The organism is Clostridia bacterium (genome assembly GCA_036654455.1).
In the GTDB taxonomy this organism is placed as follows: Bacteria; Bacillota; Clostridia; order Christensenellales; family CAG-314; genus JAVVRZ01.
This window is the reverse complement of the sequence record JAVVRZ010000006.1, coordinates 1-14,282: the sequence shown is the minus strand read 5'-3', so window position 1 is coordinate 14,282 and position 14,282 is coordinate 1. Positions and strand designations below refer to the sequence as shown.

Here is a 14,282-nt window from a genome sequence, read left to right as displayed (position 1 = left end):
TCGTTTGCGTCTTTTTTGGTAAAACCAGATTTGTCAAATATCGCAATTTGTTCGCTAAGTAATTTAACTACGTTTTTCTTTTCTTCTAGTGATTTTTGGAAAGAGTATTTAATACCATTCTCCATTGTAGCGATAAAGTCAATCATAAACTCGTCGTCAAGAACTTTTCTCATTTCTGCATTGAGTTGAGCTATGCTTGCTTTTTCAGGAACTACGCCGTCTACAAAAGTTAAATAGTAACCTAGCGCAAAAAAGTTTGGTTGTTCTAACGCCAAAGCGTTATCTAGCAAAGTTTTAATTTGCTTTGCGATTGGCATAATATCGTCAAATAGTTTGTCTTTTTTGTGTAACTCGGCAAGCTCGGTTAGCTGAGTTGACAAAGCGTTCATTTCCTCGCCATTGATTACCACAAAGGGGTTAATTGCAAGAACTGACTTTTTGACTATGCTTTGAACTTCTTTTACAATATTAACTACTGCAAGCTTGGGTATTTGAAGGATTAACTCTTCTACGTCTTCTAACCCTTCTTTTGCAGCTTCGTGAGCAATATTGTACGACGCCTCTAATTGGATATGTTTAAGTTCAAATTTGTTAAACTTTTTAACTTTTGCGCTGTTTGCCGCTGATACTTCTTTATTAGTTTGAGCGCCCATAGCAAGGTTAGTGCATTTCAACAGTAAATTCATTTTCTCGTGGAAATCTCTACGGCTGTTTCTTCTGCTTGCCTTGTTTTTGAGTAACATTGCCTCAGTTAGTTGTTTGCCGATACGCACAACCGGGTTAAGACTCGACATAGGGTCTTGGAAAATCATAGCTATCTTGTCGCCTCTTATCTTATGGAAGTCGTCTTCGGTTATTTTAAGTAAGTCTTGACCGTCGTAGAATATCTCGCCATCTTCAATAATAGAGTTGTTTGCAAGTATGCCTAAGATTGCTCTACTGGTAACAGATTTACCGCTACCACTCTCGCCAACTATGGCGAGTGTTTCGCCTTTGTTGAGGTCAAAACTAACGTCACGAACAGCTTGCACTTTGCCATTGCTTGTTCTAAACGATATTTTTAAATTCTTTACTTGTAATTTCTTTTCCATTGTTTAGTCCTCCGCTCCTCTTAATGATGGGTTGAACGCATCTCTTAGACCGTTACCAAACAAGTTAAATGTTATTAACAGTAAAGCTAGGAATAGCGAAGGCCAGAACAATACGTGTGGCGCAGATGTTAAATAAGTGTTACCTTGCGCAAGTAATGTGCCAATACTGGTATTGTTTGTACCGCTTAGGTCTACTATGCCTAAATAAGTCATCATCGTTTCACTACTAATTACACCCGGTATTACAAGTACGCAACTTGTTATAATAGTGCCTAGCGAGTTGGGGAAAATGTGCTTAAACATTATTCTAAAATCTCCCGCTCCTAATGATTTAGCGGCTAAGATATATTCTTGTCCTTTAAACCTATAAAATTGCTTACGTACTAACGACGCCATACCTATCCACCCCGTCATTACGAAAGCAAACAGGAAGCTGACGACTACGCCTACCTTTTCAGCCAAGTGCATCTGGAATAAGGTCGCTACGACCATAAACGGCACACCCGACAAGACGTCCGAAACCCTTTCTAATATCATATCGATAGCGCCACCGTAATAACCTTCAATTGCGCCATAAATTGCGCCGATTGTTAAGTTAAGCGCCGATACTACAATAGCGAGCATAAGTGAAAATCTTGCGCCTTGACCTATTGCGCAGAATAAATCTTGTCCTAAGCTAGTCGTGCCAAATAAGTAAGTTGGAGCGTAGCCATTAATATAGATGTAATATTCATAATAGCATATACGAGTACTGTAACCGGATTGGTTTAGCTCTGCATAAACATAATTGCCTACGTCGCCTTTGATACGTTGACTAGTATAATTATCAGTTCTGCTTTGTCCGGGCTTAGTCTTGTCCAAATACGCAGGGATAAAGTTGCCATCTTTGTCAAGTTCGGGTTTGCCTAATTTATCAACGCAATACCAATAGTTTGGTCCGCCAACGGTCTCGTCTCTACCATTAAGTAGAGTCTTGTTAACCAAAGGATAAATTATTTGTCTGCCTGTCGCATCTTGATAAGCCTGTACTTGCTCGTATTCGGCGGCTGACAAGTTCTTCATTATTATGCCAACCTCGTGATACGAGTCAATTCTTACATCGTAATTCTTTCTCGTAATTTTTTGAGGAACGCCGTTAACTATCACCTCAACTTCTTCGGTAATCTCTTTGTGTAGCGCAATTATTGGGTTGTGTCCGGTTTCTATAAACTTAGCGTGTTCAAATAAATAGTCGCTTTCGTTCTTCATATTATTATAGCCACCGTCCCAAAAACCAAGGGGTGCAAAAATTGCCGCATAAGGACGCTTTGTTTGATAAACTAAGTCTTTATCTTGCAAGGTGTATTGCGATATCATAGGCGCAACGATTGCAAACAATACCAAAAAGGCAATTATAAATGCGGCTATAACCGAAGATTTATTCTTTCTAAATCTTATAAGAGCATCTTTAAGATACCCTACCGGCTTAGTTTCTAACTTTTTGTCGCTTAATCTATCGCCAAGTTGAGCAAATTGAAACTTCTCTTTGGCGATTACAGTTGTCTTCATATCTTGTGAGTTCATTATTTCTTCGCCCCCATTCTAATCCTCGGATCAATGAATCCGTAACTGATGTCGACAACAATACCAGCGGCTAGACCAATAAAGGTATAGAACGCAGTTAACATCATAAAGAAGTTATAGTCTCTTGCAGTAATAGAACCTAAGTATAGCTCGCCAACGCCGGGAATACCAAATATCTTCTCAATGACCAGCGAGCCTCCTAAAATTCCAATAAATTGACCAAATATAGCGGGCAATATAACTACCATACAGTTTCTCATAGCGTGTCTATATGTAGCCTGAGCCTTAGTTAAACCTTTTGTTCTGGCAAGCAACATAAATTCGCTCGTCAATACCTCGGTAAGTTCGGCTCTTGTTACCCTTGTAAAGCCGGCAATCGTACCAAAGGACAACGACATAATCGCAGGCATAATGCTCAAAAACATTGGTAGCGAAAAATATACCCCAGCTTGTTTAATCCAAGACAAATCATCGTATCCAACTAAGTTTAAATCATACCCCATCTTTTTCATACACTCGCCTAAGGCTAGCATTTGCATATCAAACCAACCTAGTTTAAAGCAGAATAAATATTGAACCAGGAAGGCGTAAACAAAGGACGGGACGGAAATAGATAACATAACAACCGTAGAAATTGTGTGGTCGGTAATAGAATTCTTTTTAAGAGCAGCCCACACACCAAGCGCTATGCCAATCGGGATACTTAGTATAATAGACCATAAGTTGACTATCATAGTCGCAGGTAGCTTCTCGGCAAAAACATCGGCTACTTCAAGGCCTGTCATATAAGTTTCACCCAGTCCCCAATTCCAGTCTGTAATTACATATTTAGCCAGTAAGCCAAATTGTACTAAGATTGGTTTGTTGTATCCTAGCATCTCTCTTCTTGCAAGTATTGCTTCTCTGTATCTTTCGTCTAGTACCTCTGGCAGAGGCAATAACTTAACAAGTACGAAACAAATTAGCATTATAATGCTGAATGTCAACAACATGAGGAGTATTCTTTTAATTGCATACTTAAACATCGTATTTCTCCTATAGTTATTTTAATTTATTTACATTGCCTATAACGTTATTTCTAGCGACATAGGTAATGCAAATATAGCTTAAATTTCTAGCGACATAAGTAAAACAAATATAGCTTTTCGGTTAAGTACTGGGGCATATTAAATGCCCCAGTATTAACTTAGTTTCTATGCTAGAATAAGTGTAAAATCTTAGCTAGTTAAGTACTATTATGTACTTGACTTGTAGTTAAGTTCTCCGCCTTGCGCAGCTACAAATGCTGTCCAAGCCTTATCAGAGTAGTTAAATCTAGCGTATGTTAGACCACCACGACCCATAACGGCGTCATAGTCTTGTTTGATCCATTCAAGCTTGAATGATAGTAATGATGCGCCAGCGTCTTGTAACATTGGGATGTAGTTGTAAGTTTGTAGAACAGTACCTTCAATAGCAGCCAAAATATCAAGTCTTGCATCAGCGGGAGCCATACCATAACCAAAGTTTAAAGTAATCTTAATGGGAGCTTCTACTGTGCCACCAACTGTTACTTCAATAGCTGTACCACTAATACAGTCAGACCATTGTTTTAAGGTTAGGGTTATTGGTTTGCCTTCGTTATAACTAATTGTCTCGCCAGCAGGTAAATCTTTACCGTCAGCATCTTTGGTGTAACCAGCAAGAGTTAGAGTTAACTTAACTTCGTTTGCATTGAACCACTTGCCATCATATTGTTTTGCAGGGTTTACATAGCAGTCCATCATTCCAAACGGGTCAAGTAGTCCGCCAGACCAACCGCCAAGAACGGTGTCAAGTTCGCCACTTCTAATCTTTTCTGACCATTGGCCACCACAAGGAGCGCTCTTAACTACGGTAATCTTATCTTCGTACTCTGTGCCTGCAAGTACGGCTTTAATTCCTGCGTTAAGGTAATTGATTGTTTGTGTCATAAAGTCTGAGTCTGATGAAATTGCATAAACAATTTCAACTCTATCGCCGGCAACCATATCGCCATTCTTAATAGCTTCGTTGATTGCTTTTAAGAAATACTCTTTTGAAAGAGTTGGGTTGTAACCGGTAATAGCTGCAACGGCTTCTTCAATTGTAGCATAAGCTTCGCCATCGCCATATTCCATACCGTAGAAGTCACAAAGTACTTGCATAGCTTGTTTGGTGCTACGATATTGAGCGCCGGTTTCCGGTTCGTAAATGTATGGGTCGCCTATTAGAGCATAACCACCTGAACGAGCGGGAGAAATCGAAGCTGCAAATGCTTCTTTATCATAAGCTAGTGACATAGCCATCTTGAAATCTTTGTAAGCAATAATCTTTCTGCAAACGCCGGGCGTTGCATTTTGTCTAGCTTCAAGAGCCTTGGTATAGCCGTTTAAGATTAAGAAGAATATTGTTTCGCTAGGAGTAAAGTAAATACGAGTGCTTGTACGATATTCTGCAAAGTCAGCTTTTTGTAGACCGTAACCGTCAAGTTGTCCTTTTAAGAACATTTCTTTTCTGGTTGAAGCCTCAGCTACTAATTTTGCGTGAACAGCGGTAGCTTGATACATTTCGTGCTCTACGCCCTTAGGGTCTATAAACGTGTGTTTGCCATCGGTCCAGCCGTACCATTTTTCATTCTTAACTAGGTACATTTCTTTGCTGTTCTGGTATCTTTGAAGTTTGTAAGGACCATAGCTTAGCGTTGTGTCTGTGGATGTGTTGTATGTTGAAGAGAATGTGCTACCAACAACAACCTTATTAGCTTCGTATAAGCCTTTGTGAACAATGTTATTTGAAGATAAATTGTAAAGTAGATAGAAACCGCTTAGAGCTTTTTCAAGTACAATTACAAGTTCGTATTCGTCTTTGCCTTGATACATACCAACGTTAGCAAAGTCAAATTTTTCGGTCATTCCTTTGTATAACGAGTAGAATTCACGAAGGTTACCGGGTTGTAGCATTTGTTCTGGGCTCATTCCAAACGGAGAACCATATTGACCTACGCAATACTCAAAGTCAGCTCTGTTTGTATCGTCAAGTTTGAAATAGCCATACATATTTTCAAGTTTGGTTAATTTCTCACGAATATTAACGCCATCTTTAACGTATGATGCGCCATAATCTTCTAGGTCAAAGAATGTATAAGAGCCAAACGTAGGATACTTAGTCATTGATACCCACAAATCTTTGGTTGCCCAATCAGGATCTGTGATAACTGGCTTATCGTCTACGTATTTAACAACAGCTTCATAAATAGGAGAGTCTGATCTAAAATACTTTTCAGCATTCTTATAAACTAATTGTCCGTTGATTGCGTCTTGCGCACGGTAGTTTTGCGCAGCGGGATTAAGTAGTTCTTTTAAAGAATACATATAAGTTTCAGCATTGATAGGTGTGCCATCTTCCCAAACAGCGTTTCTGTTAAGAGCTATTTTATAAGCGTAACCCTTAGTAGCGTCAGCTGGGATACCCCATTTTGCTTCTTTCTTTGCTTCTTCAGTGATGTCAACGGGTTCAGCTTCTGCCATTTCAGGTTTAATACTGTATCCATTAAACGTATCATTGAAATAGAAACTATACAAACCGTTTGTGATGTAACCAATTAGGTATGAGTCATCAGTTGTACGATATGTATGAGGATTCCAAGTAGAAGGAGCGGTCACAAATGTATCTTGGTATGTGAATTCCTTAACTGTGTGAGCAATTCCATTGATTGCAGCTTTGCCATTAGCAGACGCTGCGTCGATAGCGTCTTGATTAAGTCCGGCATTAATTGCAGCTTTAACCTTAGCAACTTCGTCGTTACGTTTGGTTAAGTTTGCCGCAGTGTAATCGTACTTTTCGTCAAGCTGAGCTACTTCTGCCTCAATCGCCTTAATAGCGTCCGCTCTTGCCTTAGCAATCTCGGTAGCTGCGTCAACTGCGGATAGAGCAGCCTTACCAGCGGTAACGGCAGCAGCTAGGGCGTCAGAGTCTTTGGCGTTGTCAAGCGCTGTCTTAGCAGCTGCCAAAGCTTCGTCTAACTGAGCTAGTTGCTCTGTTGAGTAATCTGTCTTTCCTTTTAACTCGGTTGCGAAAGCGTCTAATTCGCCCTTTGCTTTTGCAATTTCGTCAGCGGAAGGAGCACAGGCAGCAAGACCAGCAGTCAATAGCATAATTACAGCAAGTAATAATGCTAAAATTTTGCTTTTTTTCATAGTTTTACCTCCATTTTTATGTTGTGTTTAATTATATTAACCTGTAAGGTTTTTGGCTTACCTTAGCAAGCGGAGCACCTTCAAGAAATATATTTTGTTAATTTTACCCCATCAAGGCAGGTTTGTCAAACTTGTGACGCTAATATTAATAAAAATTAATAATAAAGGTAGCAAAATGCGCTCATCTTGCCATTTTATCATTTAATAAAGTGTTATGTAAGTTCTGCGCGTATGTATTCCACCTTAGATATATTTTTTTGATTTTCCATCACAAACTACATTTAAATTTTACCATACTCACAATAATTGTCAATACCCTTTTTAAAAAAAGATTGTAAATAATTAACAAATCTTTTCCTTTTTGCTACTTTTAAGAACATTCGCTTACATCAATATTTAAATTTTACCAACTATTTTTGAATTAGCGACTCTATTTTTATTTAATATGCAATAAACATAATCAACTTTTGCCATTAAAGACGACAATAAAAACTTAAATTTTGTATTTATATAGCTTTAACCGTCTTTAAAATATAATTATATAATCTTAACCATAAGGCTTTTTATTATATGATATTCCATTGTGTTTTGTATAATAAGAAGAAAATTTGAATATTTTTGTTTTGAGAAGTCTTTTTTTGTATAATTTATTAAAAATTGCCTTTTTAAATACTGTTTGATATCTATGATATTTAACAAAAAATATTTAAGTTTTTATGCTCTTGACACTTGTCTATTTGTGTGATATATTTTGTTTAAATTAAAATAATATTAAGGAGAAATATAATGATATCAAAAAAAATGATGCAACTGGGTAAAAAACGCTCGGCAATAAGAGAAACCTTCGAGTACAGCAAGATACGTGAACAACAAATTGGCAAAGAGAACGTATTCGATTTTAGTATTGGCAACCCTAGCGTACCAGCGCCCGATTGCATTACACAAACATTAATTGACTTATTAAAAAATTCTAATCCGGTTGAACTGCACGGTTATACTTCGGCGCAAGGCGACCTTGCATCTCGCAAAGCGGTTGCGGACTTTATTGACAAGACTCAACACGCTTACCTTGACCCTAACTACATATACCTAACCGTTGGCGCATCGGCGGCATTATCGGCAACTTTCCACGCAATTTCTGTGCCGGACGACGAAATTATTCTATTTGCTCCATATTTTGCCGAATACAGCGTATTTATCGATTCGGCAGGCGCAAAGCTTGTTTCTTGTCCTTCGCATAGCGACACGCTATTGCCTGACTTTGATGCGTTAGAGAAATTAATTACGGCTCACACTAAGGCAGTTGTAGTAAATTCCCCCAACAACCCAACCGGCGTAGTTTATCCTAGCAAAACTATTCAACAACTTGCCGACATTCTTGTTCGCAAAGAAAAGGAATTTGACAGCCAAATATTTATAGTATCCGACGAACCATATAGAGAACTTGTCTATGACAACACCGTTGTTCCTTATATCCCAGCGTATTACACCGACACTATTGTTTGCTACTCTTTCTCCAAAATTTGGTCGCTTCCGGGCGAAAGAATTGGATACGTAGCCTTAACACCAAATATGCGTAGCATTGACGATATCTACGCAGCAATTTGCGGAGCAGGCAGATATTTAGGCTATATTTGCGCCCCGAGTATGTACCAAAAGTTAATGCCACTATGTATGGGCGCAACAAGCGATATTAAGGTCTACGAACAAAATCGTAATATATTATATGACGCCCTCACGCAATACGGTTTTTCTTGCGTTCACCCCGACGGAGCATTCTATTTATTTGTCAAGAGTCCCGAAAGCGACGCAAATAAATTCTGCCAAAAGGCAAAAGAATTTGAATTACTGCTTGTTGCGAGCAACAGTTTTGGTTATCCGGGTTTTGTGCGTATATCTTACTGTAAAACTACTCAACAAATACTCAACAGCTTGCCTGCATTTGAAAAACTTGCAAAATCTTACAATCTTAAATAGTAATTATTAAATATTAAGTATAATTAAAAAAGACGGAACAATTGTTCCGTCTTTTTTAAGTTAATGTAATATTTGTTTAACGCTTACATTCTTTAAATATGTTTATATTATAGTAAGCAACATTTATCAAAGCATTGTTTGTTTAGGTATCGGGTTTGTCGTCCTTATTATCAAAGCCGTCTACTCGGGTGGGAATAGCCTCAATCTTTATCGGGTCGGCTTTACTTTGTTTATTTGTAGGTTTGGGTTGAGAATTAGCTTGCATTAATCCCTTGCCCAACCTCGAATCTTCAATTTTTATCGGCTCGATAACTTTGGTTGAAGACTTTTTTGCTTTGAGAATGTTTCCGTCAGTTTTTGGGCTTGCCTTAGCTGGTGGCTTTTTAACTTTAACTTCACCGTCAGTTTTTGGGGTTGCCTTAGCTGGTGGCTTTTTCGACTTAATTTCGCCGTCAGTTTTTGGGGTTGCCTTAGCTGGTGGCTTTTTCGCTTTAATTTCGCCGTCGCTAGTATTATTGTCTTTGCTTGCCGTTGCCGAAGAAGTAACCGCCTTTTTTACAGTTGAAGTCTTTTTTACGGTTGAATTTGCCTTAGCTACGGTGTTTTTGTCAGCTTGCTCGCCATTTGAGGCTTTCTTTGCTACTTGTTTGCCACCTGTTTGGCTTGACCGACTAGAAGAAGCGTCTTGCTCGCTAGCGATCGCTATTTCACTTGCCGAACCGCCCTGTTTAGTATTATCTACGTTTGGCATTTCTATTTCGTCAAGCAACTTACCAACTTTAAGTACATTTTTATCAATGGGCGTTGAATCGGTTGAAGGCGCAACAATTTGAGTATCGCCCGAAAAACTCTTAACGCTGGCTTTTAATTCGGGTGTCGTAGCGTCAATTTGTACTTTCTTTCCGTTTGATTTGTCACTATCTATTTTATCACTATTTATTTTCTCGCCGATTGTTGTGTTGTCGTCTTGGATTAAACCGACTTTAATATCAGGCGACGCAATTTTTTTGTTTATGCTTGTAGATAAGCTGTCGCCGATACCTTTGGCAATTTTCCACGAATCGTCGGTAAACAAATTCTCAAATTCGTTAGTAGATACCGGTCGTGTAAAGTAGAAACCTTGTAAATACGGCAATTTGTATATATGCGCTAAGTCTAAGTCTTCTTTGTTTTCAACGCCGTCAGCGACTAACATAATATTTTTTTGTCTTACGTAGTCCGACAATGTGTTTATTATTCCGCCGTACAAGACGTTCTCTCTTGCTCGTTCAAGCAAACTCATATCGACTTTAATTTGCGACAATGGTAATTGTTCTAACTCGGTTATAGAGGAACTGCCTTTGCCGAATTTATCAACCGATATTTTAAAGCCCATACGGGATAGTTGGTCAACGGTCGTGCGTATGCCTTCTAGCTTAGAATACATAGCTAAATCGTATACTTCAAAATAGAAGTCGCCGGCTACTAAGTCGTATTTTTTCAAAATTTTAGTAAACTCACGCACTATTATAGGGTTGCTAAGTTGGTTGATTGACATATTTACCGACAGCCACAAGTTGTTCGACTTTTGGGAGCGCCAATAAGCGAGCTGTTTTGCCGAATGGTCAAACACCCATAGCGCAAGCGCATGCATTTCGCCTAGTCGTTCAAATACCGGGAAAAAAGCCGATGGCGGTAACATACCTCGTGTTGGGTGATTCCATCTAATTAAACACTCTGCGCCGGCTATCTTCATATTTCTTGTTTCTAATACGGGGTGGTAGAATAGCACAAACTGTTCTTTATCAAGCGCTTCTTTAATCTCTTTGCGTTCGGTTTCGTAGTCTTCTACGGCGATTTGTCCGCTTCTACTTACAGTAAGATTGCCCGAAACTGCACGTTTGCCATCGGTTAAAGATATTTGAAGCATACTCATAAGGGTGCTGAGATTGTCGCCGTCGTTTGGGTAGCCTACGATAGCTACCGAAAAATCTATTCGTATGTTTTTTCTGCTTTCTAGCAAAACGTTTCTTGCTGATATATCTTTAAGTTTTTTTGCGATTGTGCCTATATCTATGTTTTTTTCCTGCTTAACAAATACTAAGATGCTGTCACGCTCTATGCGAGAAAGCCTTACTCCTTCGGGCATTTCGGTATCGATGCGAGAAAAAATTAAATTCATTGCCGATTCTACGCTATCCTGCGAATATAGAGAGATAAGGTCTTTGTAACTTCTGGCTTGTAGCATAAATAAGTAGAATTCTCTATTTATGCTGATAGAGCCGTTAAGGGACTTTAACATTTCGGGCTTGGTAAAAATTCTTTTTTTGTTGTATAAATCTATAAAATAAAGTCTATCGTGTCTTGTTCGAACAACAAGCAACCATATAAGTAGCCCTGAAACAATCAAGATTGCAATTATTAAAAAGATACCGCCAACTGTGTTTGTATTTAAAAATCCTAACACTTACGCCTCCTTTTTGACATAATCAAGCAAAAAAGATAGAGTTTCTTTTTCGCTCATAGCTTTTGCGATAATATAGCCTTGTATTATGTCACAATTAATTTTTCTTAGGATATCAACTTGTTTTTGCGTTTCTACGCCTTCGGCGATAACTTTCTTTCTTAAACTCTTAGCTATCATAATAGCTCCGCTAACTATAATAGAATAAGAGTCGTCTATTAGTTTGTCGACAAAACCTCTGTCAATCTTAATGCAATTTGCAGGCAAACTTGCTAAATAAGATAAAGACGAATATCCTGTGCCAAAGTCATCGATATGAATATTAAAACCAAATTGAATTAGCTGAGAAAGTTTGGGTAAAATAGCGTCGACCGAATACATCATAGCCGTTTCTGTTATTTCGATGTTAATTTTTGAAGTATCTAAATTTAAAGACCTAGCATAATTAGTAAACGCCGTAACAAATCCCCTTTCTAACAACTGAATAGTAGAAACGTTGATGGCTATTTCGACGTCTTGCCCTTGCGTTTGCAATGTCTTAGCAAAACTTAAAGCTTTTTTATAAATAAATTCGCCTAATGGCAAAATTCCGCCACACTTTTCGCTAATAGCTATTAATTCGGCGGTTGTAATATCTTTTTTATCTTCGCCTATAATACGAGTTAGAGCTTCAAGCCCTATAATCTTATTGGTTTTTAAGTCGACTTGGGGCTGGTAATATACGTCAAACTGGTCACGCTTAATCATTTGCTCTATTACGCCTTGTTTAGAAAAGTCGGTTGGAATACGGTCGGTATAATAACTTAACACAAAGCTACGAGCTGATTTTGACCTTGAAGCCTTTTCTACTGCAAGACGAGTTGAGGTATCGATTATTTGGTAATTTATATCTCCGCTATAATTTCTAAAATCGACGATGCCTATTCTTATATCTAACATAACATTTCTGTCTTCGATAGTAAATACGGTTTTAATTTGCGATAAAGCCATTTTTGCAATCTCTTCTAGATATAAATCTCCGCCTTTTTTCATTACGATAAACTCAAAGTCGCTTATTTGATATGTCGTATCTTTGCCAAAAACGCTTACTACCATTTCGGCAACTTTGTTAAATATGATAGTTTTGAAAGCCTTGCCTAGCATTAACGAATATTCTTCTAAATTGATAATGGATATTCTAAATACAAGTAGGCTGTCAAAATATTTCTTTAATTTATGTTTACAATGTTCGTCAAGCGTGTAAGCGTTGCCAAGCTTAGTAGAGCTTACAATGCCATACTTTTGACGCATAGTTAAAATTTCACCAATGTCGCTAGTAACGTCAACGCCATTTGCGTAAATTTTGTTTTTCTTATTCTCACACTCTAAAAAGGCATAGCGGACAGCTCCGCTTATATCTTCGAGTTTGACAACGGCGTTAAACTTTGCCGAGTTAGCTTCTAGTTCAAACGAATAGGCAAGGTCAAAAAAACCATCTATCCATCTGCTACAATAGGTAGATTTAAAAGTTTTATCAACTTTTACAATATTTTTATTGTCTATTACAATTTGAAACATTTTACCTCAATTTATTTGGTTTGTCGCTTTTTACAATTTACGTTTGCTTAAATTCTATTTATTGTAAAGATTATTTGCCTTTTTGTTATTTTAAAATTAAATTATTACTTTTATTGATTATCTTGCCCGCTCTTATCATTTTGGTTATCGGGGTTAGTGTTTGCGTCGCCTTGATTAGCTTGGATTACTTTATCATTATTGCTTTCTTCTTGTTCCTTTTTAATTTTTTCCATTATTTCTTGGCGCATAACTTGCTCTTCGTCATTTGGCTTAGCTTTTTTAAATGAAGTTACAAGTTTGGCTATCAACACTGCCATAAAAACTACAAGAACTATTATCAAGAGCAAAAATATAATATTTGTGCCTTTCATAAAAAACAGCATTACTGCGCCAAACGCCCTAGACTTACCCGCCATTTTACCTATAAGTTCGCCCGAAGGATAGTCGTCGTTACGACTATTATTATCGCCTTTTGTAATAAACGAAGTATGCTCTTCGTTAGCGTAGCCTACTACCCTATGCAATATTTTCATAGGTTTGCCATCGACTGTTTGAGAAGGGTCTTGACTTACAAAAAGAATAATATCGTGCATAGCTATATCTTTACTGTCACAATGCTTAACTATCACCATATCGCCGATTTCAATACTGTCTTCGTTCTCCGTTTCCATTGAGGGCGATACTACAAGGTGAAACGAATAGCCAAACAGCGTAGGTATTTCATTTCTAATTCTCGCAACAAGTACGGTTACAAATATAACTAGCACTACTGCAAGAAGTATATATGATAATATAGATAGTATTTTGCCTGCGACTTTCATTTTTTCCCTTTTTTTGTAACAAGATATTTGTGGTTTTTATCTTAGTTTAGCTTATAAAGCTTGTACGATTTTGTTAATGGTTGTCTTGCGATTAGTCTATTTTGGTATCGGTTGAGGCTACCTCTTTATCTTGATTGATTTGGTCAAGCAAACGTTGCTGTTCGTCTTCTCGTTGTTGAGCAAGAAGGCGATGTTGTTCCTCTCTAAGCTGTCTTGCCTTTTCTAGCAAAGCCTCACGGCTTAAACGCTTGCGTTGGCTTTCGGCTTGTTGTTCGGCTTGTTGTTTTGCTAAAATTTCTTCTTGACTAAGTTCTTGTTCAATCTCGATTGCAATTTCTTTTTGGCTTGGCTCAACTTTTTCTTGAACTTTCTTAGTTTGAGTCTTTTTTTCTTGAACTTTTTCTTGAACTTTCTTAGTTTGAGTCTTTTTCTCTAATTCCGTTTTTTCTTTTCGTTCTTGTTTCTTGCGTTCGCTTTCGGCTTTTTCAAGTGCTAGTTTTTCTTCACGAGCTTTTTCAAGAGCAATACGCCTTTCCTCAATTTCTTTTTTATGCTGTTGCTCTTTTTCAAGCCTTGCTTGTTCAAGTAGAGTTTGACGTTCTTGTTTCTTGCGTTCGCTTTCGGCTTTTTCAAG

The 14,282-nt window shown here is 37.9% G+C and carries 8 protein-coding genes and 1 pseudogene; 1 reads left to right on the top strand and 8 read right to left on the bottom strand.

Annotated features, from left to right (window positions below):
• Positions 1–710: 710 nt before the first annotated feature.
• The 4 genes and pseudogenes from RR062_05365 to RR062_05350 all read right to left on the bottom strand — a co-directional run bounded on the left by RR062_05365 (position 711) and on the right by RR062_05350 (position 6,850).
• A pseudogene (locus RR062_05365) lies at positions 711–1,091 on the bottom strand (ATP-binding cassette domain-containing protein).
• 3 nt (positions 1,092–1,094) lie between these two features.
• The gene (locus RR062_05360) at positions 1,095–2,654 is read right to left on the bottom strand and encodes an ABC transporter permease (protein MEG2027135.1); all 1,560 of its coding nucleotides are present in this window, start codon (positions 2,652–2,654) and stop codon (positions 1,095–1,097) included.
• On the bottom strand, positions 2,654–3,679 hold the full coding sequence (locus RR062_05355) for an ABC transporter permease (GenBank protein ID MEG2027134.1): 1,026 nt from the start codon (positions 3,677–3,679) through the stop codon (positions 2,654–2,656). The genes RR062_05360 and RR062_05355 overlap by 1 nt, the downstream gene beginning before the upstream one ends.
• Positions 3,680–3,889: 210 nt before the next feature.
• Complete coding sequence (locus RR062_05350) at positions 3,890–6,850, bottom strand: ABC transporter substrate-binding protein (GenBank protein ID MEG2027133.1); 2,961 nt, start codon at positions 6,848–6,850, stop codon at positions 3,890–3,892.
• Between the two features lie 786 nt (positions 6,851–7,636).
• Here RR062_05350 and RR062_05345 point away from each other — a divergent pair.
• Positions 7,637–8,827 carry a pyridoxal phosphate-dependent aminotransferase gene (locus tag RR062_05345; protein MEG2027132.1) on the top strand — a complete coding sequence of 397 codons (1,191 nt, stop codon included), beginning with the start codon at positions 7,637–7,639 and terminating at the stop codon, positions 8,825–8,827.
• A 142-nt stretch (positions 8,828–8,969) separates the two neighbouring features.
• Here the strand turns inward: RR062_05345 and RR062_05340 are convergent, their stop codons facing one another.
• The 4 genes from RR062_05340 to RR062_05325 all read right to left on the bottom strand — a co-directional run.
• Positions 8,970–11,273, bottom strand: a complete 2,304-nt coding sequence (locus RR062_05340; protein ID MEG2027131.1) for an EAL domain-containing protein — start codon at positions 11,271–11,273, stop codon at positions 8,970–8,972.
• Positions 11,274–12,827, bottom strand: coding sequence for an EAL domain-containing protein (locus RR062_05335; protein ID MEG2027130.1), 1,554 nt, complete (start codon positions 12,825–12,827; stop codon positions 11,274–11,276).
• Positions 12,828–12,937: 110 nt separating this feature from the next.
• A complete protein-coding gene (locus RR062_05330; protein MEG2027129.1) occupies positions 12,938–13,648 on the bottom strand; it encodes a signal peptidase I in 711 nt (236 codons plus the stop codon).
• A gap of 91 nt (positions 13,649–13,739) precedes the next feature.
• Positions 13,740–14,282: hypothetical protein (locus RR062_05325; protein ID MEG2027128.1), on the bottom strand; the 543-nt coding region annotated here is incomplete at its 5' end.

Bases quoted from the DNA above. Each gene is read 5' to 3' on its own strand.
- RR062_05360 (MEG2027135.1), bottom strand. From the start codon at position 2,654: ATGAACTCACAAGATATGAAGACAACTGTAATCGCCAAAGAGAAGTTT.
- RR062_05355 (MEG2027134.1), bottom strand. From the start codon at position 3,679: ATGTTTAAGTATGCAATTAAAAGAATACTCCTCATGTTGTTGACATTC.
- RR062_05350 (MEG2027133.1), bottom strand. From the start codon at position 6,850: ATGAAAAAAAGCAAAATTTTAGCATTATTACTTGCTGTAATTATGCTA.
- RR062_05345 (MEG2027132.1), top strand. From the start codon at position 7,637: ATGATATCAAAAAAAATGATGCAACTGGGTAAAAAACGCTCGGCAATA.
- RR062_05335 (MEG2027130.1), bottom strand. From the start codon at position 12,827: ATGTTTCAAATTGTAATAGACAATAAAAATATTGTAAAAGTTGATAAA.
- RR062_05330 (MEG2027129.1), bottom strand. From the start codon at position 13,648: ATGAAAGTCGCAGGCAAAATACTATCTATATTATCATATATACTTCTT.